General features: G+C 43.4%; 28 protein-coding genes and 1 tRNA gene. 23 read left to right on the top strand and 6 right to left on the bottom strand.

The genetic code is table 11. The features are described 5' to 3' along the window. The first annotated feature begins 99 nt into the window (after positions 1-99). The 8 genes from O3651_RS03215 (at position 100) to rpmH (ending at position 6,649) form a co-directional block, all read left to right on the top strand. Positions 100-879, top strand: a complete 780-nt coding sequence (locus tag O3651_RS03215; RefSeq protein ID WP_125379002.1) for an alpha/beta hydrolase family protein — start codon at positions 100-102, stop codon at positions 877-879. A gap of 111 nt (positions 880-990) precedes the next feature. Further along, positions 991-2,448: a glutamate--tRNA ligase gene (gene gltX, locus O3651_RS03210; protein WP_125379001.1), complete on the top strand. Its 1,458-nt coding sequence runs from the start codon at positions 991-993 to the stop codon at positions 2,446-2,448. 97 nt (positions 2,449-2,545) lie between these two features. Further along, positions 2,546-3,187 (top strand): DUF6287 domain-containing protein, encoded by a 642-nt coding sequence (locus tag O3651_RS03205; RefSeq protein ID WP_371609547.1) that lies wholly within the window; start codon positions 2,546-2,548, stop codon positions 3,185-3,187. Between the two features lie 316 nt (positions 3,188-3,503). Next, complete coding sequence (rnpA, locus tag O3651_RS03200; RefSeq protein WP_045500481.1) at positions 3,504-3,863, top strand: ribonuclease P protein component; 360 nt, start codon at positions 3,504-3,506, stop codon at positions 3,861-3,863. Next, positions 3,847-4,662, top strand: coding sequence for a YidC/Oxa1 family membrane protein insertase (locus O3651_RS03195; RefSeq protein WP_371609546.1), 816 nt, complete (start codon positions 3,847-3,849; stop codon positions 4,660-4,662). The genes rnpA and O3651_RS03195 overlap by 17 nt, the downstream gene beginning before the upstream one ends. An 18-nt stretch (positions 4,663-4,680) precedes the next feature. Continuing rightward, positions 4,681-5,691 carry an RNA-binding cell elongation regulator Jag/EloR gene (jag, locus tag O3651_RS03190; protein WP_371609545.1) on the top strand — a complete coding sequence of 337 codons (1,011 nt, stop codon included), beginning with the start codon at positions 4,681-4,683 and terminating at the stop codon, positions 5,689-5,691. A gap of 51 nt (positions 5,692-5,742) precedes the next feature. After that, positions 5,743-6,375 (top strand): ribonuclease P, encoded by a 633-nt coding sequence (locus O3651_RS03185; protein WP_125446000.1) that lies wholly within the window; start codon positions 5,743-5,745, stop codon positions 6,373-6,375. A gap of 139 nt (positions 6,376-6,514) precedes the next feature. Then, a complete protein-coding gene (rpmH, locus tag O3651_RS03180) occupies positions 6,515-6,649 on the top strand; it encodes a 50S ribosomal protein L34 (protein WP_000831905.1) in 135 nt (44 codons plus the stop codon). 435 nt (positions 6,650-7,084) lie between these two features. Here rpmH and O3651_RS03175 read toward each other — a convergent pair whose 3' ends face one another. Genes O3651_RS03175 through O3651_RS03165 form a run of 3 tightly spaced genes read right to left on the bottom strand, consistent with a single transcriptional unit; the run spans position 7,085 to position 9,209 of the window. After that, positions 7,085-8,503, bottom strand: coding sequence for a DUF4153 domain-containing protein (locus O3651_RS03175; protein ID WP_371609544.1), 1,419 nt, complete (start codon positions 8,501-8,503; stop codon positions 7,085-7,087). A 2-nt stretch (positions 8,504-8,505) separates the two neighbouring features. Beyond that, positions 8,506-8,724, bottom strand: a complete 219-nt coding sequence (locus O3651_RS03170; protein WP_005591644.1) for a helix-turn-helix transcriptional regulator — start codon at positions 8,722-8,724, stop codon at positions 8,506-8,508. Positions 8,725-8,732: 8 nt separating this feature from the next. Further along, on the bottom strand, positions 8,733-9,209 hold the full coding sequence (locus O3651_RS03165) for a DUF2975 domain-containing protein (protein WP_041826919.1): 477 nt from the start codon (positions 9,207-9,209) through the stop codon (positions 8,733-8,735). Between the two features lie 234 nt (positions 9,210-9,443). Here O3651_RS03165 and O3651_RS03160 point away from each other — a divergent pair, with 234 nt between their 5' ends. Genes O3651_RS03160 through rsmA form a run of 4 tightly spaced genes read left to right on the top strand, consistent with a single transcriptional unit; the run spans position 9,444 to position 12,535 of the window. Further along, the gene (locus O3651_RS03160) at positions 9,444-10,214 is read left to right on the top strand and encodes a TatD family hydrolase (protein WP_371609543.1); all 771 of its coding nucleotides are present in this window, start codon (positions 9,444-9,446) and stop codon (positions 10,212-10,214) included. Further along, a complete protein-coding gene (rnmV, locus tag O3651_RS03155) occupies positions 10,180-10,776 on the top strand; it encodes a ribonuclease M5 (RefSeq protein WP_371609542.1) in 597 nt (198 codons plus the stop codon). The genes O3651_RS03160 and rnmV overlap by 35 nt, the downstream gene beginning before the upstream one ends. A gap of 11 nt (positions 10,777-10,787) precedes the next feature. Continuing rightward, a complete protein-coding gene (locus tag O3651_RS03150; protein ID WP_371609541.1) occupies positions 10,788-11,642 on the top strand; it encodes an SDR family NAD(P)-dependent oxidoreductase in 855 nt (284 codons plus the stop codon). A 20-nt stretch (positions 11,643-11,662) separates the two neighbouring features. After that, positions 11,663-12,535 carry a 16S rRNA (adenine(1518)-N(6)/adenine(1519)-N(6))-dimethyltransferase RsmA gene (gene rsmA / locus O3651_RS03145; RefSeq protein ID WP_371609540.1) on the top strand — a complete coding sequence of 291 codons (873 nt, stop codon included), beginning with the start codon at positions 11,663-11,665 and terminating at the stop codon, positions 12,533-12,535. 117 nt (positions 12,536-12,652) lie between these two features. Here the strand turns inward: rsmA and O3651_RS03140 are convergent. The 3 genes from O3651_RS03140 to O3651_RS03130 all read right to left on the bottom strand — a co-directional run bounded on the left by O3651_RS03140 (position 12,653) and on the right by O3651_RS03130 (position 13,823). Beyond that, positions 12,653-12,735 (bottom strand) — tRNA-Leu (locus tag O3651_RS03140). Positions 12,736-12,904: 169 nt separating this feature from the next. Further along, positions 12,905-13,552 carry a lysostaphin resistance A-like protein gene (locus O3651_RS03135; RefSeq protein ID WP_371609539.1) on the bottom strand — a complete coding sequence of 216 codons (648 nt, stop codon included), beginning with the start codon at positions 13,550-13,552 and terminating at the stop codon, positions 12,905-12,907. A gap of 19 nt (positions 13,553-13,571) precedes the next feature. Continuing rightward, positions 13,572-13,823, bottom strand: coding sequence for a hypothetical protein (locus O3651_RS03130; RefSeq protein WP_268731629.1), 252 nt, complete (start codon positions 13,821-13,823; stop codon positions 13,572-13,574). 345 nt (positions 13,824-14,168) lie between these two features. Here O3651_RS03130 and rsgA point away from each other — a divergent pair, with 345 nt between their 5' ends. From rsgA to gap, 11 genes are all read left to right on the top strand, one after another. Next, the gene (gene rsgA, locus O3651_RS03125) at positions 14,169-15,047 is read left to right on the top strand and encodes a ribosome small subunit-dependent GTPase A (protein WP_268731630.1); all 879 of its coding nucleotides are present in this window, start codon (positions 14,169-14,171) and stop codon (positions 15,045-15,047) included. Positions 15,048-15,061: 14 nt separating this feature from the next. Next, positions 15,062-15,721, top strand: a complete 660-nt coding sequence (gene rpe, locus O3651_RS03120) for a ribulose-phosphate 3-epimerase (RefSeq protein ID WP_268731631.1) — start codon at positions 15,062-15,064, stop codon at positions 15,719-15,721. Next, positions 15,714-16,346 (top strand): thiamine diphosphokinase, encoded by a 633-nt coding sequence (locus O3651_RS03115; RefSeq protein WP_125383398.1) that lies wholly within the window; start codon positions 15,714-15,716, stop codon positions 16,344-16,346. The genes rpe and O3651_RS03115 overlap by 8 nt, the downstream gene beginning before the upstream one ends. Position 16,347: 1 nt before the next feature. Next, positions 16,348-17,604, top strand: a complete 1,257-nt coding sequence (locus tag O3651_RS03110; protein WP_268731632.1) for a DNA recombination protein RmuC — start codon at positions 16,348-16,350, stop codon at positions 17,602-17,604. Next, positions 17,594-18,538 carry a 3'-5' exoribonuclease YhaM family protein gene (locus tag O3651_RS03105; RefSeq protein WP_268731633.1) on the top strand — a complete coding sequence of 315 codons (945 nt, stop codon included), beginning with the start codon at positions 17,594-17,596 and terminating at the stop codon, positions 18,536-18,538. The genes O3651_RS03110 and O3651_RS03105 overlap by 11 nt, the downstream gene beginning before the upstream one ends. A 201-nt stretch (positions 18,539-18,739) precedes the next feature. After that, positions 18,740-19,555, top strand: a complete 816-nt coding sequence (gene purR, locus O3651_RS03100; RefSeq protein WP_005591656.1) for a pur operon repressor — start codon at positions 18,740-18,742, stop codon at positions 19,553-19,555. A 15-nt stretch (positions 19,556-19,570) separates the two neighbouring features. Next, positions 19,571-20,188, top strand: a complete 618-nt coding sequence (locus O3651_RS03095; RefSeq protein ID WP_125371182.1) for a hypothetical protein — start codon at positions 19,571-19,573, stop codon at positions 20,186-20,188. Between the two features lie 303 nt (positions 20,189-20,491). After that, positions 20,492-20,905, top strand: a complete 414-nt coding sequence (rpsL, locus tag O3651_RS03090; RefSeq protein ID WP_005591658.1) for a 30S ribosomal protein S12 — start codon at positions 20,492-20,494, stop codon at positions 20,903-20,905. A 19-nt stretch (positions 20,906-20,924) separates the two neighbouring features. Further along, positions 20,925-21,395: a 30S ribosomal protein S7 gene (rpsG, locus tag O3651_RS03085; protein ID WP_005591659.1), complete on the top strand. Its 471-nt coding sequence runs from the start codon at positions 20,925-20,927 to the stop codon at positions 21,393-21,395. A 171-nt stretch (positions 21,396-21,566) separates the two neighbouring features. Beyond that, a complete protein-coding gene (gene fusA / locus O3651_RS03080) occupies positions 21,567-23,645 on the top strand; it encodes an elongation factor G (RefSeq protein ID WP_371609538.1) in 2,079 nt (692 codons plus the stop codon). 239 nt (positions 23,646-23,884) lie between these two features. Further along, positions 23,885-24,892, top strand: coding sequence for a type I glyceraldehyde-3-phosphate dehydrogenase (gap, locus tag O3651_RS03075; protein ID WP_005591661.1), 1,008 nt, complete (start codon positions 23,885-23,887; stop codon positions 24,890-24,892). The last annotated feature ends 72 nt before the right edge of the window (positions 24,893-24,964 follow it).

The following is a 24,964-nucleotide window of genomic DNA, read 5'->3' as shown; positions in this document are numbered from 1 at the left end:
TCTTATCTTTTGGCGGTCGCAGAACAGGATTTGATTTCAGAGAGTGGCTAGCGGTGACGCCTAGCTAAGAACAGTAGTTTTTACAAGAGGAGAAAAAAGATGGCAGTGATGCAGATAGAATATTATTCAGAAGCCTTGGAGATGGAGTGGGGAGTCAATGTCCTTTATCCAGATGCGTCGCGCGTGGACGAACCAGATGATCCGGATATTCCTGTCTTGTATCTGCTTCATGGTATGAACGGTAATCACAATAGCTGGCTCAAGCGCTCAAATATCGAACGTCTGGTTCGCTCTACTAACTTGATTGTTGTGATGCCAAATACCAACAATGGCTGGTACACCGATACCCAGTATGGCTATCCTTACTATGAAGCTATCGCTGAGGAGCTGCCACGGGTGCTCAAACGCTTTTTCCCCAATATGTCTGATAAGCGGGAGAAAAACTTTATTGCTGGCTTGTCCATGGGTGGCTATGGATCTTTTATGCTGGCGCTTAAGACTAATCGTTTTTCTTATGCAGCTAGTTTGTCTGGGGCACTCAGCTTTCACAATCAGCATCCAGATGATACTGACCTAGCCAAGCCGGCATACTGGCGTGGTATTTTTGGTGATTTGGAGGACTGGACCAGCAGCCCTTATTCGCTGGAAACTTTGGCCAAGCAGTCGGATGGAAAAACCAAGTTTTGGGCTTGGTGCGGCGAGGAGGATTTCCTCTATGCGGCCAATAACCATGCCGTGGAAAATTTGAAAAAACTAGGACTGGATATTAGCTACAGCCACAGTCCTGGTAAGCACGAATGGTACTACTGGGAAAAGCAATTGGAGAAGGTTTTAGCTTGGCTGCCGATTGATTTTGTCCTCGAAGAAAGACTGTCTTAAAAAATCATACGATTCAGCAGATTCTGGGTCGAGAATGTGATATAATAATAACGTTTGAATACGAAAGCAGGGGCAAGACACTCCTGCTATTCCCAAATAGGAGATCGAAAATTGACAAAAGATATTCGAGTGCGTTATGCACCAAGTCCAACAGGACTTTTACACATCGGAAATGCGCGTACGGCGCTCTTTAACTACCTTTACGCACGCCATCATGGTGGAACTTTTATCATCCGTATTGAAGATACAGACCGCAAACGCCATGTCGAAGATGGGGAGCGTTCACAGCTTGAAAACCTTCGTTGGTTGGGTATGGACTGGGATGAAAGTCCAGAAACTCATGAAAACTACCGCCAATCAGAGCGTTTGGAATTGTATCAGAAATACATCGACCAACTACTAGCTAAAGGCAAGGCTTACAAATCTTACGTTACAGAAGAAGAATTGGCTGCTGAGCGCGAGCGCCAAGAAGCGGCTGGTGAAACACCTCGCTACATCAACGAATACCTTGGCATGAGCGAAGATGAAAAAGCAGCTTACATCGCAGAACGCGAAGCAGCAGGCATCATTCCAACGGTTCGTCTGGCTGTCAATGAAGCTGGTATCTACAAGTGGACGGACATGGTCAAGGGCGACATCGAGTTTGAAGGTGGCAATATTGGTGGTGACTGGGTGATCCAAAAGAAAGATGGTTACCCAACTTACAACTTTGCCGTTGTCATCGATGATCACGACATGCAAATTTCCCATGTTATTCGTGGAGACGACCACATTGCCAACACTCCAAAACAGCTTATGGTTTATGAAGCGCTTGGTTGGGAAGCGCCAGAGTTCGGTCACATGACCCTGATTATCAACTCTGAAACGGGTAAAAAGTTGTCTAAACGCGACACTAACACTCTCCAGTTTATCGAGGATTACCGCAAGAAAGGCTACCTGCCAGAAGCAGTCTTTAACTTTATCGCTCTTCTCGGTTGGAATCCTGGTGGGGAAGACGAAATCTTCTCTCGTGAAGAACTCATCAAACTCTTTGATGAAAATCGCCTCAGCAAATCTCCAGCGGCCTTTGACCAGAAAAAAATGGACTGGATGAGCAATGAGTACATCAAGAATGCGGATTTTGAGACAATCTTTGAAATGGCAAAACCATTCTTGGAGGAAGCAGGACGCTTGACCGACAAGGCTGAAAAAATGGTAGAACTCTACAAACCACAAATGAAGTCAGTAGATGAGATTGTGCCATTGACAGACCTCTTCTTCTCAGACTTCCCAGAGTTGACGGAAGCTGAGAAAGAAGTGATGGCTGGTGAAACTGTTCCTGTGGTGTTGGAAGCTTTCAAAGCAAAACTGGAAGCAATGACAGATGAAGAATTTGTGACAGAAAACATCTTCCCACAAATCAAAGCAGTCCAAAAAGAAACAGGTATCAAGGGCAAGAATCTCTTCATGCCAATTCGTATCGCTGTTTCAGGTGAAATGCACGGTCCAGAATTGCCAGATACCATCTATCTATTAGGCCGTGAAAAATCCATCCAGCATATCGACAATATGTTGAAAAAAATTCAATAAGATAAACCAGCTTTCGAGCTGGTTTTTGCTTTCTAAAAAGCTGTATTTATGTTACAATAATGTTACAAGAATAGAAAAATATTGCGAGGTGCTAAAGATGAAAAAATGGATGATTCTCTTGGCTGGAACTCTGGTGGCATCGTCTGTGTTAGTGGCTTGTGGTCAAAAGAAAGACCAGCCGACTTCACCTTCTAGCAGTTCCAAAGTTAGCTCGACCTCGACCAGCTCAGCCTCTTCCAAAAAGTCTGAGACGAGCAAAAGTTCGACAGAGCTGTCTACTGAAACAACTAGTTCAGACACTTCTATCTCTAGCAGTCAGGAGCCTTCGGAGCCAGCAACTAAGGAGTCTTCTGCTAAGTCAGAAAGCAAGGGAAATAAAGAACCTGCCGCTACCTCTAGTTTAGATATGCAGGCCATTGCTTCTGGGGACTTTTCTAGCATGGCTGGTACTTGGCAGGATGCCAATGGCGTCACTTATACATTTGATGCCAAGGGACTGGTATCAGATGTTGCCAAGTTGGAGCTGGTTTACGCTGGTCTGGATGAAAATGGAATTTATCGCACAAATATTCGTTGGCATAATCTTACAGGTGCTGCCCTGTCTATTATTCCAGCAGGGAAAAAGCTGCCAGCAGGAGAGACTGTTAGCGGGCAGGATCCGACTGACAGCAGTCGAGATCGCTTCATCATTGCCCAAGGTATCTCAGAGCACCCAGACGTTTTTTACCGTGTAAAATGAGAGTGGGGCACGTTAGAATTTGATTTCGTCGTCCCACCTCCGCACAGTTGAGTAGGGCTATAAAAGCTGATGTAATAAGCTTAGTAGAGTCCACTCAACCACTGCGTCTTGCTCGACAATCCAAATACAATTGAGAGGCTAGGACTTTTGTCCCAGACTCTTTTTTGGAGCTGAGCGACCGGTTTCTTCTCTCCAAACTACTTCTTTCATTCGGTAAAACTATTCTAAAAAGGAAGCTCGTCTTGCACCTAGCCCTTATTGGCTTTTTGGGAAAATATGGTATAATAGAGTTAATTTTGGTGGATGGAGTTGAGTTTTGAGAAAAAACTATCGCGTCAAGAGCGAAAAAGATTTCAAGGCGATTTTTAAAGCTGGGCAGAATTTTGCCAATCGAAAGTTTGTCGTTTATAAATTAGAAAAAGAACAGCGCCATTTTCGAGTGGGGATTTCAGTCAGTAAAAAGCTGGGCAATGCAGTTGTCCGTAATAGTATCAAAAGAAAGATTCGTCATGTCTTGATTCAGCATCGGGCAGACTTGACCAAGGATGACTTTGTTGTTATTGCTCGTAAGGGAGTTGAAACTCTAGACTACCATCAAGTGGAACAAAATTTATTGCATGTCTTAAAAGTTGCAAAAATTTATCAGGAAGGATTTGTTTGTGAAAAAGAAGAATAAGATAGGATTTCTTTTAGCGGCTTCGCTGCTTATTTTGACGGCTTGTGGCACCAGCGAAGTGACCGCTAATTCAAGTGATTTTTGGGAGAAATTAGTTTATTTCTTTGCGGAGATGATTCAATTCTTGTCCTTTAATGGAAGTACAGGGATCGGGATTATTCTTTTTACCTTGATTATTCGGACAGTCTTGTTGCCAGTCTTTCAATTTCAGACGACCTCATCCCGAAAGATGCAGGAAGTTCAGCCTCATATCAAGAAGCTTCAGGAAAAATATCCAGGCAAGGATATGGATAGTAAGACCGCTTTAGCAGAGGAAACCAGCAAGCTTTACAAGGAAATGGGTGTCAATCCCTATGCCGCTTTTCTTCCCTTATTTATCCAAATGCCAGTTCTTTTGGCACTTTTCCAAGCTCTGACACGGGTTGAATTTCTGAAAACAGGTCACTTCCTCTGGCTCAATCTAGGAGCAACAGATCCGACCTTTATTCTTCCGTTGTTGGCGGCTCTCTTTACTTTCTTTAGCACTTGGCTATCCAATAAAGCCTTGCCAGAAAAAAATGGTGGAACGGCAGTGATGACCTACCTGATGCCAGTATTGATTTTCTTCTTTGCGGTGTATGCAGCCAGCGGGGTTGCTCTTTACTGGACAGTCTCCAACGCCTATCAAGTTGGTCAGACCTTGCTTTTGAGCAATCCTTTTAAGATCATTGCTGAACGTGAAGCGAAGGCAAAGGCGGAGCGCCAATTGGAAATGAAGAAAAAACGTGCCCTTCAAAAAGCACAGAAAAAGAAAAAGTAAAAAGGAGGACTCTTGCAGATGGTTATTTTTACAGGAGCAAGTGTTGAAGAAGCGATTCAAAATGGACTAAAAACGCTGGATATCCCACGAATGAGAGCACATATTACCGTTGTTTCGCGTGAAAAGAAAGGTTTTCTCGGTTTATTTGGCAAGAAGCCTGCGCAGGTAGATGTGGAGCCGATTGCTGAAACGACTGTGGCCAAAGCCAACCAACAGGCGGTAAAAGGAGTTCCTGAGGAAATCAATGCGCAAAACGAGCCGGTACAAAGTGTTAGTGAAGCAACAGTCGACTTGGGACGAGTGGTGACGGCTATCAAGAAGGCCGAAGGCGAAGGTGAAGCTGTTTCAGAAAAAGTCAAGGCTGAAATTCTTAAAAATGATAAAGATGCCAGTACCATTCTGGAAGAAACAGGTGCAATTGATTTCTTAAAGACCAGTCAAGCGGTTGATGAAGCACAGACTCAGAAAGACTCAGAGGAAGATAGCTCTTTAGCAGAAGTGGCACCTAGTCAGCAAGAGCCAGCTGAGTCATCCTTCTTTGACTTGGGTATCCAAGTTGAGGATGATTGTGATATTGAGGAAGTTGTCGCAAGTGTGACCACATATGTGCAAAAGATTGTGGATGAAATGGATGTTGAAGCGACTCTTTCTAGCAGCCACAATCGCCGGACAATCAATATGCAAATTGATACGAATGAGCCAGGGCGCGTGATTGGTTACCACGGTAAAGTCTTGAAAGCCTTGCAGCTGTTAGCTCAGAATTATCTTTACAATCAATATTCCAAGAGCTTCTACATTTCTATCAACGTGAATGACTATGTGGAGCATCGTGCAGAAGTTTTGCAAAGCTATGCGCAAAAATTGGCTCAGCGTGCTCTAGAAGATCGTCGCAGCCAACATACGGATCCTATGTCCAATAGTGAGCGTAAAATCATCCACCGGATCATCTCAAGAATTGATGGTGTGACTAGCTATTCAGAAGGCGATGAGCCTAACCGCTACGTTGTTGTAGATATTGATTCGGAATAAATCTTAACCAGCTGCTCAGCTGGTTTTTAGATACAGAAAGGAGAAAATTCTATGTCACTTTTTCCAGCTATTGAGTCGTTTTTGACTGTTCAAGGAAGTAAATACATTTCACCAGACAAGGCAGGGGAACTGCGAGAGACAATGTTGGATTTGAAAGCTAGAGGTCAGGCCGCTCGGCAGGAGTTTGCGAACTTGGTCCGAGACTTTCAGGCTCTCTATCCTAAGCTGAGTCTGGAGCGGACCAGCAATTGGATGAATCAGGCTCAGATTTTACGCCCACATTTTTGGAATTATCTAAGAGGCTATGGGGAAATCACAGAGCCCATGTTCGCTCTGCGCTTGTATGGAACTGCAGAAGATTTCGGAGTGTCGCTGGAGGTGAGCTTCATGGAGCGCAAGAAAGATGAGCACAGCCTCAGCAAGCAAAATCGGGTGCTGAATCTGCCCATTCAACCGCCAGCTTATTATTTTGCCCAGAAAGATGGTGTGAGTCAACGCTTCGAGGCTACTGAGGCAAATAGGCAGCATCTAAGCCAGCAGGTGGCTACAGGATTAGTCCGCAAGGTTTTGATCAAATATGATGTCAATCTTTCCGAGGCTAGAAGCCAGCAGGAAGTTCTGTCGGAGCTTGAGCAGGCTATGACTGCCTTGATTCCCTTCTATGAAGCGACACGATTTGAATGATTTCGTTTCCAAAAAGAAACAATTCGTCCAATACTATTGACAAACAGGAGAGAATCCGATAGAATAGTAAGGTATGTTTAGTAACTGATCACTTTATAGCCGGCTAAACGAATACAAAATCTATGAGGAGGTATTCATCGTGAAACGTACTTATCAACCAAGTAAACTTCGTCGTGCGCGCAAACACGGATTCCGTAACCGTATGTCAACTAAAAACGGTCGTCGCGTATTGGCAGCTCGTCGTCGTAAAGGACGCAAAGTTTTGGCTGCATAATCCAAACGATTACCATAAAGAAACCAGTGGAGACTCGAGACCGCTGGTTTTTCTATTGCTCTTGTAAAACGAGCTTGTATGGTTTAAATATGGCTAGTAGTGCTATGAAGAAATGAGACTCAGAGAGTCCGTGCCGGATAGGAACTTTACATGAAATGGAAGGTAAACGGGCTAGTCTAGGTGGTTTCTAGGTGTATCTTATCTAGTTTGAATAAAAGAAAAGAGAGTGGGACAGAAATCGGTAATTGGTTAGAATTCGATTTCGTCGTCCCACCTCCGCACAGTTGAGTAGGGCTATAAAAGCTGATGCAATCAGCGTAATAGAGCCCACTCAACCGCTGCGTCTTGCTCGACAATCCAAAGACAATTGAGAGGCTAGGACTTTTGTCCCAGCCTCTTTTTGATAATTATATTGGCATGTAAGTATGCTCTCTATCAAGCGGCTAAGAGCAGAGGATAGAGATAGCAGAGCAGCGTGAAACTAATAAGGGCGTAGAAGATACCGATTCGGATCGCTTGGATGGGCTTGTAGAAACGAATCAGGGTCAGAATACACCAGACCAGTAGAACGAGGATAAACCAAGCGGAGATCAGGCGCAATGGCGTTGGACCATAAAGATAGATATAGATGCCAAAGAGTTTCCAGCCGGCAAGCAAGGCCAGTAAAAATGCGAAAATAAAGAGGACAGTGCTGGCTAATCGAGTGCCTTTCTGATCCCAGAGAGGTTTTTGGGCCAGCAAATAAAAGGCGGCTAGGACAGCGAAATTTAGAAGTGATACTCGAACAAGTTGCCAGAAGCCAGCAATAGCTACGGTTGAGGCATTTTGTGGAGAAATAGTTTGGAGGCTAGTACCAGCACTAAGGAGTTTGCTTAATTCTCCTAAACCAACGAGGAAAAAGAGAGCGTAGGTCAGGCAGAGACTACCGATGATGATATAGGCTGTAAAAGCAGGGAACATCCGCAGTGGCTGAATTTTATTTTGGAAGCTTTGGTAGGTAACTTTGATATTTTTGGGATTCAATAAGCCACCAACAATCAGACTGTAGAGATAAAGGCCGATAGGTAGGGCCAAAAAGATGCGAAAAGCGATAGCGTCTGTATCAAGATTTGAAAAGATCAAGTCAAAGAAAAGATGCAAGGCATCAGCTGTATCACTAAAGAAAAGAGCGAATCGATCAGAGACTTGGCTAAGTTGTGACCAAACGAAGAAGACAAGCATACCAGCAATAAGAAGGCTACTTGCTATCATCGTACTTTGGACTGCTTTTTTAGAAGAATCGCTGTCTTCAGTAGTTGTATCTGAAATCTTGTCTCTCAGAGCAAAGACCTGAAGACCAGCGAAAAAGTTTCTAAAAGGTAGAATGACAAAGGCCTGAATGCTATCGTACCAAACCATGATCCCCAAGCGACCTTGATTGAGCCAACCCGTCCGTGACAGGATATAAAAAGAAAAGGAGATGTGGAGAGTCAAAGCTTGAAAAATCTCTAATTGCGGGTGAAAGCCCCAGATACTGAGTGCCAGTGCCTGAGTCAGGCTGAGAATCAGGAAAAGATTGGACTCGAGCCCGGCAGAGGCATCCTTTTCGATTTGAGGCAAGCTTGTCGGCGTTTTTCTTACTAACCACTCGGTCAGGCTAATTAGACCAATCGCAATAGGAAAAAAGTAAATGGTCTTGTTGCCGTCGATGGCAACTGTATAAAAGTAGGCCAAAAAATAGAGAATGAGAGAGCTGATTCTAAAATTCTTCTGTTCCTTTATGTTTAAAGCTGTGAAGATGTTTTTTCGTTCTTGGTCTTTTTCAAAGGGAAGATAGGGTTGCCCCGTCATCTGTTCTTGTGATGGTGTCTCCATGTTTATTCCTCCTCGGTTTCATCTGTGATATATTCAAGAATATCGCCGGGCTGGCAGTCCAATTCCCGACAAAGGGCATTAAGTGTTGAAAAGCGTATTGCCTTGGCTCGGTTATTTTTCAAGATGGACAAGTTGGCAGGGGTGAGGTCAATCAATTCTGCTAAGCGTCCAGCACTAATCCGTTTTTGAGCCATGACAAGGTCTAAATTTATCTGAATCATAGTCCCTCCTAAATCGTGTAGTCTACTTCTTCTTGCAGCTCAATTGCCTTGCCAAAAGCATTGCGGATGACCCGAATAATCAAGGTTAAAATGCAGCAAGAAACGGCTACGAGGAGCATGGGCATATAGACTGTCAAGCCCATAAAGAAAGAAATGAGGGCGACCATTCCAACTTCCCAGCCCAGATAGCGCATATACTGTACATTCTGTCTGATAAAGACCTGATTTTTCCCGATGCGGCTGAGGAGCCGATAGAGATGAACGATACAGGTCAGAGCCAGGCAGCCCAAGACATAGCCTAGGAGCAACAATATCCAATAGCGGCTTTCTCCCTGAAAGAAAGGGGAGGGAAATTCAATGACTAGGCTGACTACCCAAGGTCCGATGGCTATCAGGACAATGGAAGCAATAAATAAAATGCTGAGGCTGATTTTTGTAAGCACAATGCTTATATCTTCAGCTGTTTTTTGTCTTGTCTTTGACATGGATTCCTCCAAATAATTTCTATTTTTATTTACTATATCACAAAATATATCGATAATCAATAACAAAATATCGAAAAATAATAAAAAATTATCAAAAAACAGTAAAACTGTTTTTGATAGGCGCTGAAAAAATAACAAATACCCGCTGAAGTAGGCGGAGAGAAAGTAAAGCACTTGCCCCTTTATCTGACTTTTTTGGTATAATGAAAGGCAGGAAATACAAGGAAGTAAAGCATGAAAATTTTTGATACACACACGCATTTAAATGTGGAAGAATTTGCTGGTCAAGAGGCAGAAGAGCTTCGGTTGGCTGCAGAAATGGGCGTTAGCAATATGAATGTCGTCGGTTTTGACCGGCCGACCATCGAGCGCGCCTTGGAGTTGGCCGACAGTTATGAGCAGATTTATGCTACGATTGGCTGGCATCCGACGGAAGCAGGGACTTATGATGATGCGGTGGAAGCCTATCTGCTGGATAAGCTTGGTCATCTAAAAGTGGTGGCTCTAGGTGAGATTGGGCTGGATTATCACTGGATGACAGCGCCTAAGGAAGTGCAAGAGCGAGTATTTCGTCGACAAATCCAGCTGTCGAAAGAGTTAGATCTGCCCTTTGTCGTCCACACGCGCGACGCTTTAGAAGACACCTATGCGATTATCAAGAGTGAGGGTGTAGGCCCTCGTGGCGGTATCATGCACTCTTATTCGGGTTCTTTGGAAATGGCAGAGCGCTTTATCGAGCTGGGGATGATGATTTCCTTTTCTGGAGTCGTCACCTTTAAAAAAGCGACGGATATTCAGGAGGCTGCGCAGAACCTGCCTTTTGACAAAATCCTCGTCGAGACGGATGCACCTTACCTAGCGCCTGTTCCTATGCGTGGCCGAGAAAACAAAACAGCCTATACCCGCTATGTTGTGGAAAAAATTGCGGAGCTGCGTGGGCTGACGGTCGAAGAAGTAGCGCAAGCGACCTATGAAAATGCAAAGAAGGTGTTTGGGCTTGATTGAAAAGATAAAAATCCCCCAAGTGGTCGTTGTGGAAGGGCGTGATGACACAGCCAATCTCAAGCGCTATTTTGATGTTGAGACCTATGAAACTAGAGGTTCTGCCATTAGCGATGCAGATATCGAGCGGATTCGCCGCCTGCAGGACTTGCATGGAGTCATTGTCTTTACAGACCCTGATTTCAACGGCGAGCGGATTCGCCGTCTGATTATGACGGAAATTCCCGCTGTCCAACATGCCTTTCTAAAGCGTGACGAAGCAGCTCCCAAGTCCAAGACCAAAGGACGCTCGCTAGGTATTGAGCACGCTAGCTTTGAAGACTTAAAAACAGCCCTCGCTGGGGTAACCATCCATTTTGAGTCAAGCAGTGATTTTGATGTGACAAAGAATGACCTCATGCGGCTAGGATTGCTCCTAGGAAGCGACAGCCGTCAGCGTCGGGAGTATCTAGGAGAAGAGCTTCGTATCGGTTATTCTAACGGCAAGCAGCTACTCAAGCGGCTGGAACTGTTTGGCGTGACTTTGGCGGAAGTGGAAGAAGTGATGCTCAAGTATTCGGTCTAACGGAGTAAGAAATGAAAAAAGTAATTATTACGGGCGGCAATAGTGGGATTGGCTATCAGGCTGCGAAACAGTTGGCTGAAAAGGATTGGTCAGTGACTTTGTTTTGTCGGCGAAAAGAAGCTGCTGAGCAAGCCTGTGAAAAAATCCGTCAACAAACAGGAAATCCGCATGTAGATTATATCTTGGTTGATTTATCTGATATGAAAAGTGTCAGGCAAGCGGTAGAACAGTATATCCAAAAAGAAGAGACTTTAGATGTTTTAATTAACAATGCGGCTGATTTTGATTTATCGGTCAAAAAGCCGATTCTTACCAAAGACGGATTGGAAAAACAATTTGCGACCAATGTGGGCGCTCCGTACTTACTTTCTTCTTTATTGAAAGACTTGTTGGAAAAGTCTGAGAATGGTCGAATTATTAATATTTCTTCTCAAGGGCTGATACTCTATCCTTTCATGAAACTTGATTTTGAAAATTTATCTGGTCAAAAACATTACAGTCCTGCCAAGACCTATTATCAAAATAAACTGGCCTTGTTGATGCTGTCGCTTTATATGCAGAAACATTGGAAAGGTATCAAGGTTCAGGCAATCCGTGTGACCAATGTCAAAGTTGATATGCGTCGCTATGATCACCTCAGCGCTTTTATGAAAAATCTGTATAAAATTAAGTCGAGATTTTCGATTAGTCCTGAAGAAATGGCAAAAGTCTATACAGCCTTATCTATAGAGGATGGCTATGAGGGATTTTTGTATGACGAGAAATGTAAAGAAGTTAAGGCTAATGCATTTGCTTACGAGGAAGCGGAGCAGAAAAAACTCTACACCTTGCTAGGGCAAATGACCTCCTTAAAAGATAATGAATAAATAATTAGAAAAGAGAAAAGATGCGTATTGCAGATTATAGTGTGACCCGTGCCATTCTGGAGCGACACGGTTTCACCTTTAAAAAATCCTTCGGTCAGAATTTCCTGACGGATACCAACATCCTCCAGAAGATTGTGGATACAGCTGAGATTGACAAAAATGTCAATGTTATCGAGATTGGTCCTGGTATTGGGGCTTTAACGGAGTTTTTGGCAGAAAGTGCTGCAGAAGTTATGGCCTTTGAGATTGATGATCGACTGGTGCCGATTTTGGCGGATACTCTGCGCGATTTTGACAATGTGACTGTGGTCAATCAGGATATTCTCAAGGTTGATCTGGCTCAGTACATAGCAGAGTTTAAGAATCCTGACCTGCCTATCAAAGTGGTGGCAAACTTGCCCTACTACATTACGACGCCGATTCTCATACATTTGATTGAGAGCGGGATTCCTTTTAGTGAGTTTGTCGTGATGATGCAGAGGGAAGTGGCGGATCGAATTTCAGCTCAGCCGAATACCAAGGCTTACGGCAGTTTGTCGATTGCGGTCCAGTATTACATGACGGCCAAGGTTGCCTTTATCGTGCCGCGGACAGTCTTTGTGCCAGCGCCAAATGTGGATTCGGCCATTCTCAAGATGGTACGCAGAGACCAGCCAGCAGTTGAAGTCCAAGACGAGAAATTCTTTTTCAAGGTTTCCAAGGCTAGCTTTGTCCACCGTCGCAAGACGCTCTGGAACAATCTGACCAGTCATTTTGGGAAGTCAGAGGAGACCAAGGCTAAGCTAACAGCTGCTTTAGAGCAAGCTGAATTGTCTCCAAGTGTCAGGGGAGAAGCCTTGACTTTGGCAGATTTTGCCCGTCTGGCGGATGCCTTGAAGGAACAAGGATTATAAGATTTGAAAACCAGCCCTTTTTGAAAAAGGCTGGTTTTTCTGAAAGAAATCGCAAGACGGTTTCATGATTTTTCAAAAGAAAAACTCTTGTCAACTTGGACAAGAGTTCCTGTTCGATGCGGAGGAAGGGATTTGAACCCTCACACCCGTACGGGCACATGCGCCTGAAGCATGCGTGTCTGCCGTTCCACCACCTCCGCTTGCTTTTTATTATAACATATTTTTTAAAAATGGCAAGAGAAAATGGCAAGTTTTGGCTGGGGCAGGCACAGGTAAATAGTGGTATATAGAGGCTTTTGAAAGCTAATTGTAGAAATTAAAAGTGGCTATCAAAGTCTAAGCAGTGATTGTTTGCAAGTGTATGTTCATTTATTCGATAGCTTGCGGATAGAGGGATTCTTGCTCTTTTGAAGTATCTTTCAGGATAAAGATGGCCCATAACAGCGCCAAGATGAAGAGAACTAAGCCCGGAATACCTCCTTCGGGGCCAAATTGACCGCCAGTAATGAAGGTACGGTTAGAAGTTGTGAAGTACATCAAGGAAGATTCGCTGTCATATCCACTGACGTGGAAGCCATACACATTTCCCATAATGAAATTCCAAGCAAAGCGGAAGCCACAAGGTCCCCAGATATTTCCACGCTTCATGGCATAGACAGCGGTGAATAGTCCGAAAATAAACAGGTGAAGTGTCGAAAGCCAAGATGCCCCGTTATTGTCCAAATGGAAATAAGAGAACATGGTTGAAGCAATCAGAATCGCTAAATAGGCATTTTTGTGGTAGGAGATGATTGGTACCAACCATCCGCGGATATAAATTTCTTCCGCAGCTGTTTGCAAAATATAGCCGATGAGAACTAACATCCAGGAAACAAGGAAAGGCAGACTAAATTGAATACGGTCAAATTTGGCATCTCCTGTGATAAAGAAGACTACTAGAACGGTCGTAATCATGATGGCACCAACCAAGACACCTTTTGTAAATTCTGATAGTCCATTTCCCTTGGAGAATCCCATGGTCCGTATCGGCCGCTTTTCAATGAACCTGACCCAAAGGGAAGAAGGCAATGATAGTGTAAAGGAAAGACAAAAGGTCTAAAATATTCCACCAGTCTGGGATCCAACTTTGTTTGTCTAAAAAGAAATCAGTTGAGGCCTTCCTAATCGGAGACATGTACTGGGTGATGTAGTAGAGGATAAAGGGAGATAGAAACCAAGGGGTTAAAAATTTCCCCTTTTTTACGTTGGAAATGAGCGGATTGCTCTTTGATAGAAATGAAAGGCTCATAAATAACCTCCATACCTAGCATGGAGCATCCAAGTAGTCAGAACTTCCTTCTAGGATAAGAGGAACTTCCGCATCATAGGATGTTCCAGTAAAAAAGCAGATGGACAAGAAACCAGTAAATGCTCACCTTCCTTTCTAATCGGTCTTGCCCCTCTTCAAAATAAAGTAGTAAGCATTTGGTACTTATCATATATATTATAATACTTTTAGAAAGCGCTTGTAATATCATATTTTTATTTTACAAAAAATCTTATGAGGAATAATTTTCCGCCTTTACTATCAAACTGGCAAGCTAAATTCATCATTTTTTGATATAATAATTGTATTAACTTTAAAGGAGCAGTCTTGCAAGGAATAATTATCAAAGCCTTGGCTGGCTTTTATTATGTAGAGTCAGATGGGCAGGTGTATCAGACGAGAGCGCGTGGAAATTTCCGTAAAAAAGGTCAGACGCCTTATGTTGGCGACCATGTCGAATTTTCAGCGGACAAGGATTCTGAAGGCTACATTTTAAAAATAGCCGAGCGTAAAAATAGTTTGGTGCGGCCACCTATTGTCAACATTGATCAGGCAGTTGTCATCATGAGTGCCAAGGAGCCGGACTTCAATGCTAATCTCTTGGATCGTTTTTTGGTGCTTTTAGAGCATAAGCGGATCCATCCTATTATCTACATCAGCAAGTTAGACCTGCTTGAAGATGAGCAGAGCTTGGATGTCTATGTACAGGCCTATCAGGCCATCGGCTATGAAGTCGTTAAAACCACTGAGGAGTTACTGCCACTTCTGACAGGGAAAATCACTGTTTTTATGGGTCAGACTGGTGTTGGGAAATCCACCCTGCTCAATAAAATTGCACCAAACTTGCAATTAGAAACAGGAGAAATTTCTGAAAGTCTGGGTCGTGGTCGCCATACGACACGGGCGGTCAGCTTTTATAACCTGAATGGCGGAAAAATTGCGGACACTCCGGGCTTTTCTTCTCTGGATTATGAGGTGGACAAGGCAGAAGACCTGAACGCCGCCTTTCCAGAAATTGCCGAAATCAGTCGGGACTGCAAATTCCGCACTTGTACCCATACGCACGAGCCGGCTTGTGCTGTCAAACCAGCCGTAGAAGCCGAGCTAATTGCTGCTTTTCGTTTTGAAAATTACCTGCAATTTCTCAGTGAAATCGAGAACCGTCGTGAAACCTATAAAAAGACAGCTAAAAAACTTCCTAAATAGAGAAAGGAACTATCATGAAAACATTTAAAATCGCTCCCTCTGTTCTGAGTGCGGACTATGCTAATTTTGAGACCGAGTTGAAAAAGCTAGAAGCTAGCGGGGCAGAGTATGCCCATTTGGATGTCATGGATGGCCATTTTGTCCCTAATATTAGCTTTGGTGCTGGTGTCGTAGCCAGTATGCGTCCCCACAGCAAGATGGTTTTTGATTGTCATCTCATGGTGTCCAATCCTGAGCATCATATTGAGGAATTTGCTCGGGCAGGTGCAGATATTATCAGCATCCATGTGGAAGCAACGCCGCATATTCATGGAGCTTTGCAGAAGATTCGTGCAGCAGGTGTCAAGCCTAGTGTTGTTATCAATCCTGGAACACCGGTTGAAGCGATAAAAAATGTCTTGAATTTAGTGGATCAGGTCTTAGTGATGACAGTCAATCCAGGTTTTGGCGGTCAGGCTTTTCTGCCCGAAACCATGGGTAAGATTCGTGAACTGGTCGCTCTGCGAGAGACCAATCAGCTGAACTTTGATATTGAAGTGGACGGTGGGATTGACGATAAGACGATTCAGATGGCTAGAGAAGCTGGCGCCAATATTTTTGTGGCCGGTAGCTATGTCTTCAAAGGTGATGTCAGCCATCAAGTTCAGACTTTGAGGGATGCGTTAGATGCCTAGAATTGCTCTGTTTGCTGGCGGTGATTTGATTGCGGTCAATCGGGATTTTGATCTTTTTGTCGGAGTTGATCGTGGTGCCTTTTATTTGCTAAAGCAGGGCTTGCCTCTGGACTTAGCGGTTGGCGATTTTGATTCTGTTTCCGATGAAGAATTGCTGCGCATAAAAGCTGGCGCCAAGGAAGTCATTCAGGCTCAGCCTGAAAAGGATGATACGGACTTAGAATTGGCTGTTCTGGCTTGCTTTGAGCGCTATCCAAATGCTTATCTGACGATTTTCGGCGCCTTTGGCGGTCGTCTAGATCATGCTCTGGCCAATGTTTTTTTGCCCAGCAATGATAAAATCGCTCCCTATATGGAGCAGCTGATCTTAGTAGATGCCCAGAATTGCATTCGCTATGTGCCCTCTGGCCGTCATGAAATCAAGCCAGTGGAAGGCATGGACTATCTGGCCTTTCTGCCGACAGAGGATGTTCCGTTGACGATTGAAGGAGCTAAATATCCTTTAAATGAAACGAATTTTTTCTTTAAAAAAGTCTATGCTTCTAACGAATTTATAGATAGACCTGTATTTTTATCCTTTGACAGGGGTTATACGGTTGTTATTTACAGTAAAGATAGGAGTTGATATGGAGTATATCATTATCATCCTGCTTATCATCAATCTGGTCTTTCTCTATTTCTTCTGGCAGAGACAGGGACAGCAGGAGCAGGCGATCAGAGTCTTGCTAGAAGAACAGGAGGATCACTTGTCCGACCAGCTGGATTACCGCTTTGAGCAAGAAAGACAGCAGGAGGCTCTTCGGCAAAAAGAGCTGGAACTTGTTCTGGGCGATCGGTTAGCCGAAGTTCGAACAGATTTGCACCTCCATTTGACGGATTTGCGTACCGAAATGGCGGATAGTTTCAGTAAAAATCGAGACAAGACCGATGAGCGGATGCGTCAGATTCAGGAGTCCAATGATCTGCGACTGGAGCAGATGCGTCAGACCGTTGAGGAAAAATTGGAGAAGACTTTGCAGAGTCGCCTGCAAACCTCCTTTGAAACGGTGTCCAAGCAGCTAGAATCTGTTAATCGTGGTTTAGGAGAGATGCAGACAGTGGCTCGGGATGTCGGCAGTCTCAATAAGGTTCTTTCCAATACCAAGACCCGCGGCATTATGGGCGAGCTTCAGCTGGGACAAATTATCGAAGACATCATGACCCCCAGCCAGTATGAGCGGGAATTTGCCACAGTGGCAGGTTCTAGTGAGCGCGTGGAGTATGCTATCAAATTGCCGGGACAGACGGAGCAGGACTATGTCTACCTGCCCATCGATTCCAAGTTTCCTCTGGCGGATTACTACCGCTTGGAAGAGGCTTACGAGTCTGGTAATAAGGAAGAAATTGAACTTTACCGTAAGTCGCTATTGGCTAGCGTCAAGCGCTTTGCCAAGGATATTAAGAGTAAATATCTGGCTCCGCCAGCTACGACGAATTTTGGGATTATGTTTTTGCCAACGGAGGGACTCTATTCCGAAGTGGTTCGCAATCCAGAGTTTTTCGACGGTTTGCGGCGAGATGAGCAGATTGTCGTAGCTGGACCGTCTACCTTGTCAGCCCTGCTCAACTCTCTCTCAGTTGGCTTTAAAACCCTAAACATCCAGCGTAGCGCAGATGACATCAGCAAGGTTCTGGGCAGTGTCAAGCTGGAATTCAATAAGTTTGGCGGTATTCTAGCCAAGGCTCAGAAACATCTGAAGAACGCTTCTGGCAGCATTGATGAGCTACTGACTCGACGAACCAATGCCATTGAAAGAACGCTGCGGCATATTGAATTGTCTGACCAAGACCTTCATTTACACTTGCTCGATATTCCAGATGAAAGGGAAGACTATGAAAATTAATCAAATGAAAAAAGATGAGATGTTTGAAGGCTTTTATCTGATTAAGTCAGCCGAAGTCCGACAGACTAGAGCTGGGAAGAATTACCTCGCCTTCACTTTCCAAGATGACACTGGAGTGATTGAAGGGAAATTATGGGATGCCCAGCCCCATAATGTGGCGGAATTTACAGCGGGGAAAGTCGTTCACATGCAAGGACGCCGCGAGGTCTACAATAACACCCCTCAGGTTAATCAGTTGACCCTGCGCCTGCCAAAGGCCGGCGAGCCCAACAATCCTGCTGATTTTAAAGAAAAACCACCCGTTGACCAAAAAGAACTGCGGGAATATTTGGCACAAATGATTTTCAAGATTGAAAATCAAGTCTGGCAAAGGGTTGTACGCTCTCTTTACAGTAAATATGATAAGGAATTCTATTCCTACCCAGCAGCGAAAACCAATCATCATGCTTTTGAATCGGGGCTTGCTTTTCATACAGCTACCATGGTCAAACTAGCAGATGCGATTGGTGACATCTATCCTCAGCTCAATAAGAGTCTTCTTTTTGCGGGAATCATGCTGCACGACTTGGCCAAAGTCATTGAGCTGAGTGGCCCAGAAAATACGGAATATACCGTGCGAGGCAATTTGATTGGGCATATTGCACTGATTGATGAGGAACTGACCAAAACACTGGCTGAGCTGAAAATCGATGATACGAAAGAAGATGTCATCGTTTTGCGCCACGTTCTTCTTAGTCACCACGGTCTCCTCGAATACGGCAGTCCCGTTCGTCCAAAGATTATTGAGGCCGAAATCCTACACATGATTGACAATCTGGATGCCGAAATGATGATGATGACCACGGCTCTGTCTCTCGTTGCTCCGGGAGAAATGACCAATAAAATATTCGCATTGGAAAATCGTTCCTTCTATAAACCAAAAATTGATAAGTGAAATACGAAAAATGGGCATTATATTTAGTATAATGTTCGTTTTTTTGATATAGTATGATATAATGAAAAAAATAAAATAAATATTCATGGAAATCACTCCAAACTTTGAAATCGAAAGAATTGAATTACTGCTCTATGCGAGAAGAGCTAGGTTCTCAGATTAGTTTGTGGCTGATTTTGATGGAGTCGAATTGGTGAAAAAATGAAATTAAGAAGAAGTGAGCGCATGGTGGTTATTTCCAATTACTTGATTAACCATCCTTACCAATTAACAAGTTTAAACACATTTGCAGAGAAATATGAGTCTGCCAAGTCTTCTATTTCAGAAGACATCGTGATTATCAAACGTGCCTTTGAAGAAATCGAAATTGGTACGATTGAGACAATTACCGGTGCTGGGGGAGGTGTCGTCTTTACTCCTTCCATTTCAGAAAAGGAGGCCAAGGCTATCGTTCAAGACCTCCGCGATCAGCTGTCTGAGAGTAATCGAATCCTGCCTGGCGGCTATATCTACTTGTCAGATTTACTCAGTACACCATCTATTCTCAATAATATTGGCCGCATTATTGCCAAAGCTTTTAAAGATCAAAAGATTGATGCCGTTATGACAGTGGCGACCAAGGGTGTTCCCTTGGCCAATGCTGTCGCTAATGTCTTGAATGTTCCCTTTGTCATTGTCCGTCGCGATTTGAAAATCACTGAGGGCTCTACGGTCAGTGTCAACTATGTCTCTGGCTCTAGCGGAGATCGAATTGAGAAAATGTTTCTCTCAAAACGTAGCCTAAAGGCTGGAAGTCGAGTGCTGATTGTCGATGACTTTCTAAAGGGAGGTGGAACAGTTAATGGGATGATTAGCCTTCTGTCCGAGTTTGATTCGGAATTAGCAGGAGTAGCGGTCTTTGCGGACAATGCGCAAGCCAATCGCGATCATCTAGAATACAAATCACTGTTAAAGGTGACCAATATCGACGTTAAATCAAATACGATTGATGTTGAAATTGGGAATATATTTGATTAACTTTAGGAAAGAATTATGAGAAATATTTTTGATAAATTAGAGAGAGCTTCTAACCTTGTTCGTTTAGGGATCCTGGCAATAATGCTGCTTATCTTGGTTTCTGGACTTATATTTTTAAAACCAGCTCAGAAGAATACGGGCTCCGCCAAAACAGTTAGTTACAGTAGACGTTCAAGCTCCAGTAAAGCTAGTTCTACTAAGAAAACATCGTCAGAAGATAATACGATTCAGGATGCTGAAGTAGCTGTTAAAAAGTTAGAAGAAGAGCGTACCGATGAAAGTGTGACTCAAGCACAAGCAGCGGTTGACAAGGTAAAAGATGAGGAAGCCAAAGCTAAGTTCCAAGGTCGAATTCAAGCCGTAAAAGATGCAATGAAGACACCTGAGGAATCCACTGAACCTGATTCAGACCAGCAGCAGTCGTTCTCTCCTACGCCTGTTGCGCCAGTTTATCGAACACCTGCCATCTCCATCGAACCACGAATACAGCCACAAGAAAGTTCGACTCCTGCACCATCCTCTAGTCCAGAAGTTACCCCAAGTCCATCTTCGGAGATACCAAGCCCGTCTTCAGATACTTCGGGCGCCTCTTCAAATACGGTGGTTCCTTCCCAGACTTCAAGTGAAAAATAGAATTGAATACATATTTTGATTAGTATTTAAGTGTTTATCAACAATCTGTTGTAGCATATTTTCAGATCTTTAAGATGATAATAATCAAGCAAAAGGTTGATTAAGAAGTGAAGATAAGTCAAAAATTAAGAAAACCTATTGACGAGGATATGCTTCTGTGTTACAATGATAAACGGTACTTTTTACTTTTGGTCTCTCAAAAGTGTACAGAGACGTGCTGACAAATGTTGCAAAAGTACACACAGATGGTAGCTGTCACCAAGTGTATCATCACCAAAATTAAAAAAATACAGGAGAATGTAGATGCCTACAATTAACCAATTGGTTCGCAAACCGCGTAAATCAAAAGTAGAAAAATCTAAATCACCAGCTTTGAACGTTGGTTACAACAGCCACAAAAAAGTTCAAACAAACGTATCTTCACCACAAAAACGTGGTGTTGCAACTCGTGTCGGAACTATGACACCTAAGAAGCCTAACTCAGCCCTTCGTAAATTTGCCCGTGTACGTTTGAGCAACTTGATCGAAGTTACAGCTTACATCCCAGGTATCGGACACAACTTGCAAGAGCACAGCGTGGTGCTTCTTCGTGGTGGACGTGTAAAAGACCTTCCAGGGGTACGTTACCATATCGTTCGTGGTGCACTTGATACAGCAGGTGTTACTGACCGTAAGCAAGGCCGTTCTAAATACGGTACTAAGCGTCCAAAAGCATAAAGAAAGGGGATAAAGATAAATGAGTCGTAAAAACCGTGCGCCTAAGCGCGAAGTATTGCCAGATCCGCTTTACAATTCACAATTAGTTACTCGTCTTATCAACCGCGTTATGCTTGATGGTAAGCGTGGTACAGCAGCTTCTATCGTTTACGGAGCTTTTGAGCAAATCAAAGAAGCTACCGGAAATGATGCACTTGAAGTATTTGAAACAGCGATGGAAAACATCATGCCTGTTCTTGAAGTACGTGCACGCCGTGTCGGTGGTTCAAACTACCAAGTACCGGTTGAAGTTCGTCCAGAACGTCGTACTACACTTGGACTTCGTTGGTTGGTAACAATTTCACGTGGTCGTGGTGAACACACTATGCAAGATCGTCTTGCAAAAGAAATCATGGATGCTGCTAACAACACTGGTGCAGCAGTTAAGAAACGCGAAGATACTCACCGTATGGCTGAAGCTAACCGTGCCTTCGCACACTTCCGTTGGTAAGAATAAGATACTACGAGCTTTTAGCCCGAGTATCATTCAACTTACCATTTCGTAAGTTGAAACCAACAAAAAACAAGATAAACATTGAGAACGGGTAGGTCCTGCCTATCCGTTTTTTCTAAATAATGTTATAATAGATTGTAAAATAAAAAAATAGGAGAAACTAACCTCATGGCACGCGAATTTTCACTTGAAAAAACTCGTAATATCGGTATCATGGCTCACGTCGATGCTGGTAAGACAACTACAACTGAGCGTATCCTTTACTATACTGGTAAAATCCACAAAATCGGTGAAACTCACGAAGGTGCGTCACAAATGGACTGGATGGAGCAAGAGCAAGAACGTGGTATCACTATCACATCTGCTGCGACAACAGCTCAATGGAACAACCACCGCGTAAACATCATCGACACACCAGGACACGTGGACTTCACAATCGAAGTACAACGCTCTCTTCGTGTATTGGATGGTGCGGTTACCGTTCTTGACTCACAATCAGGTGTTGAGCCTCAAACTGAAACAGTTTGGCGCCAAGCAACTGAGTACGGAGTTCCACGTATCGTATTTGCCAACAAAATGGACAAAATCGGTGCTGACTTCCTTTACTCAGTAAGCACACTTCACGACCGTCTTCAAGCAAATGCTCATCCAATTCAATTGCCAATCGGTGCTGAAGATGACTTCCGTGGTATCATTGACTTGATCAAGATGAAAGCTGAAATCTATACTAACGACCTTGGTACAGATATCCTTGAAGAAGATATTCCAGCTGAATACCTTGAACAAGCACAAGAATATCGTGAAAAATTGGTGGAAGCTGTTGCTGAAACTGATGAAGAATTGATGATGAAATACCTTGAAGGTGAAGAAATCACTAACGAAGAATTGAAAGCTGGTATCCGTAAGGCAACTATCAACGTTGAATTCTTCCCAGTATTGTGTGGTTCTGCCTTCAAGAACAAAGGTGTTCAATTGATGCTTGATGCGGTTATTGACTACCTTCCAAGCCCACTAGACATCCCAGCGATCAAAGGTATCAACCCAGATACAGACGAAGAAGAAACTCGTCCAGCATCTGACGAAGAGCCATTTGCAGCTCTTGCCTTCAAGATCATGACTGACCCATTCGTAGGTCGTTTGACATTCTTCCGTGTTTACTCAGGTGTACTTCAATCTGGTTCTTACGTAATGAACACTTCTAAAGGTAAACGTGAACGTATCGGACGTCTTGTGCAATTGCATGCTAATAGTCGTCAAGAAATTGAAACCGTTTATGCTGGGGATATTGCAGCTGCTATTGGTTTGAAAGATACGACAACTGGTGACTCATTGACAGATGAAAAAGCTAAAATCATCCTTGAGTCAATCAACGTTCCAGAACCAGTTATCCAATTGATGGTTGAGCCAAAATCTAAAGCAGACCAAGATAAGATGGGTATTGCCCTTCAAAAATTGGCTGAAGAAGATCCAACATTCCGCGTTGAAACAAACGTTGAAACTGGTGAAACAGTTATCTCTGGTATGGGTGAGCTTCACCTTGATGTCCTTGTTGACCGTATGCGTCGTGAGTTCAAAGTTGAAGCAAACGTAGGTGCTCCTCAAGTATCTTACCGTGAAACATTCCGCGCTTCTACTCAAGCACGTGGATTCTTCAAACGCCAGTCTGGTGGTAAAGGTCAATTCGGTGATGTATGGATTGAATTTACTCCAAACGAAGAAGGAAAAGGTTTCGAGTTTGAAAATGCTATCGTCGGTGGTGTGGTTCCTCGTGAATTCATCCCAGCGGTTGAAAAAGGTTTGATTGAGTCAATGGCAAATGGTGTCCTTGCTGGCTACCCAATCGTTGACGTGAAAGCTAAACTTTACGATGGTTCATACCACGATGTCGACTCATCTGAAACAGCCTTCAAGGTTGCGGCTTCACTTGCTTTGAAAGAAGCTGCTAAGACTGCACAACCAGCTATCCTTGAGCCAATGATGCTTGTAACCATCACTGTTCCTGAAGAAAACCTTGGTGATGTTATGGGTCACGTAACAGCTCGTCGTGGACGTGTTGACGGTATGGAAGCACATGGTAACAGCCAAATCGTTCGTGCTTATGTTCCACTTGCTGAAATGTTTGGTTATGCGACTGTCCTTCGTTCTGCAACACAAGGACGTGGTACCTTCATGATGGTATTTGACCACTACGAAGATGTACCTAAGTCAGTACAAGAAGAAATCATTAAGAAACACCGTGGTGAATAATTCACTACATGACGCTCGCTTCTAGCGAGCGTTTTTTCTTTTTGGAATTGAAATATGAAATTTATGAAAAATATCGAAAATACATGAAAGAAAATTTGTTACTTGTTAATAATAATGAAATCAGTTGCAATTTTGCTCAATAAGGTATATAATAGATATGTTGAAAGGTGATTTGTAGTGATTCAAGTTACTCTTTTCACATAAAATTTTTTTTGATTTTCATAAGGAGGAAATCACTAATGGTAGTTAAAGTTGGTATTAACGGTTTCGGTCGTATCGGTCGTCTTGCTTTCCGTCGTATCCAAAACGTAGAAGGTGTTGAAGTTACTCGCATCAACGACCTTACAGATCCAGTTATGCTTGCACACTTGTTGAAATACGACACAACTCAAGGTCGTTTCGATGGTACTGTTGAAGTTAAAGAAGGTGGATTCGAAGTTAACGGTAAATTCGTTAAAGTTTCTGCTGAACGTGACCCAGAACAAATTGATTGGGCTACTGACGGTGTAGAAATCGTTCTTGAAGCAACTGGTTTCTTTGCTAAGAAAGATGCTGCTGAAAAACACCTTAAAGGTGGAGCTAAGAAAGTTGTTATCACTGCTCCTGGTGGAAACGATGTTAAAACAATCGTATTTAACACTAACCACGACGTTCTTGATGGTACTGAAACAGTTATCTCAGGTGCTTCATGTACTACAAACTGTTTGGCTCCAATGGCTAAAGCACTTCAAGACAACTTCGGTGTTGTTGAAGGATTGATGACTACTATCCACGCTTACACTGGTGACCAAATGATCCTTGACGGACCACACCGTGGTGGTGACCTTCGTCGTGCTCGCGCTGGTGCTGCTAACATCGTTCCTAACTCAACTGGTGCTGCTAAGGCTATCGGTCTTGTAATCCCAGAATTGAATGGTAAACTTGATGGTTCTGCACAACGCGTTCCAACTCCAACTGGATCAGTTACTGAGTTGGTAGCAGTTCTTGAAAAGAACGTTACTGTTGATGAAGTAAATGCAGCTATGAAAGCAGCAGCTAACGAATCATACGGTTACACAGAAGATCCAATCGTATCTTCAGATATCGTAGGTATGTCTTACGGTTCATTGTTCGACGCAACTCAAACTAAAGTTCTTGATGTTGACGGTAAACAATTGGTTAAAGTTGTATCATGGTACGACAACGAAATGTCTTACACTGCACAACTTGTACGTACTCTTGAATACTTTGCAAAAATCGCTAAATAATTCAATTGTATGAAGAAGAGATCCGAATGGATCTCTTTTTTTGTTTTGTGGAACAGCTTGAAGGAATGGCTA

The organism is Streptococcus sp. 27098_8_73 (assembly GCF_041432495.1).
Taxonomy (GTDB): domain Bacteria; phylum Bacillota; class Bacilli; order Lactobacillales; family Streptococcaceae; genus Streptococcus.
The sequence above is the reverse complement of the archived record's forward strand: the minus strand, read 5'-3'. Positions and strand labels throughout refer to the sequence as shown.

Excerpts from the sequence above, each read along its gene's own strand:
- O3651_RS03095 (WP_125371182.1), top strand. The coding sequence starts at position 19,571 with ATGAGAAATATTTTTGATAAATTAGAGAGAGCTTCTAACCTTGTTCGT.
- purR (WP_005591656.1), top strand. The coding sequence starts at position 18,740 with ATGAAATTAAGAAGAAGTGAGCGCATGGTGGTTATTTCCAATTACTTG.
- rnmV (WP_371609542.1), top strand. The coding sequence starts at position 10,180 with ATGAAAATGCAAAGAAGGTGTTTGGGCTTGATTGAAAAGATAAAAATC.
- O3651_RS03105 (WP_268731633.1), top strand. The coding sequence starts at position 17,594 with ATGAAAATTAATCAAATGAAAAAAGATGAGATGTTTGAAGGCTTTTAT.
- rpsG (WP_005591659.1), top strand. The coding sequence starts at position 20,925 with ATGAGTCGTAAAAACCGTGCGCCTAAGCGCGAAGTATTGCCAGATCCG.
- rpe (WP_268731631.1), top strand. The coding sequence starts at position 15,062 with ATGAAAACATTTAAAATCGCTCCCTCTGTTCTGAGTGCGGACTATGCT.
- O3651_RS03110 (WP_268731632.1), top strand. The coding sequence starts at position 16,348 with ATGGAGTATATCATTATCATCCTGCTTATCATCAATCTGGTCTTTCTC.
- O3651_RS03170 (WP_005591644.1), bottom strand. The coding sequence starts at position 8,724 with ATGATTCAGATAAATTTAGACCTTGTCATGGCTCAAAAACGGATTAGT.
- O3651_RS03185 (WP_125446000.1), top strand. The coding sequence starts at position 5,743 with ATGTCACTTTTTCCAGCTATTGAGTCGTTTTTGACTGTTCAAGGAAGT.
- rpsL (WP_005591658.1), top strand. The coding sequence starts at position 20,492 with ATGCCTACAATTAACCAATTGGTTCGCAAACCGCGTAAATCAAAAGTA.
- jag (WP_371609545.1), top strand. The coding sequence starts at position 4,681 with ATGGTTATTTTTACAGGAGCAAGTGTTGAAGAAGCGATTCAAAATGGA.
- O3651_RS03160 (WP_371609543.1), top strand. The coding sequence starts at position 9,444 with ATGAAAATTTTTGATACACACACGCATTTAAATGTGGAAGAATTTGCT.
- gap (WP_005591661.1), top strand. The coding sequence starts at position 23,885 with ATGGTAGTTAAAGTTGGTATTAACGGTTTCGGTCGTATCGGTCGTCTT.
- fusA (WP_371609538.1), top strand. The coding sequence starts at position 21,567 with ATGGCACGCGAATTTTCACTTGAAAAAACTCGTAATATCGGTATCATG.
- O3651_RS03165 (WP_041826919.1), bottom strand. The coding sequence starts at position 9,209 with ATGTCAAAGACAAGACAAAAAACAGCTGAAGATATAAGCATTGTGCTT.
- O3651_RS03150 (WP_371609541.1), top strand. The coding sequence starts at position 10,788 with ATGAAAAAAGTAATTATTACGGGCGGCAATAGTGGGATTGGCTATCAG.
- O3651_RS03135 (WP_371609539.1), bottom strand. The coding sequence starts at position 13,552 with ATGGGATTCTCCAAGGGAAATGGACTATCAGAATTTACAAAAGGTGTC.
- O3651_RS03115 (WP_125383398.1), top strand. The coding sequence starts at position 15,714 with ATGCCTAGAATTGCTCTGTTTGCTGGCGGTGATTTGATTGCGGTCAAT.
- O3651_RS03130 (WP_268731629.1), bottom strand. The coding sequence starts at position 13,823 with ATGAGCCTTTCATTTCTATCAAAGAGCAATCCGCTCATTTCCAACGTA.
- O3651_RS03175 (WP_371609544.1), bottom strand. The coding sequence starts at position 8,503 with ATGGAGACACCATCACAAGAACAGATGACGGGGCAACCCTATCTTCCC.
- rsmA (WP_371609540.1), top strand. The coding sequence starts at position 11,663 with ATGCGTATTGCAGATTATAGTGTGACCCGTGCCATTCTGGAGCGACAC.
- O3651_RS03205 (WP_371609547.1), top strand. The coding sequence starts at position 2,546 with ATGAAAAAATGGATGATTCTCTTGGCTGGAACTCTGGTGGCATCGTCT.
- O3651_RS03215 (WP_125379002.1), top strand. The coding sequence starts at position 100 with ATGGCAGTGATGCAGATAGAATATTATTCAGAAGCCTTGGAGATGGAG.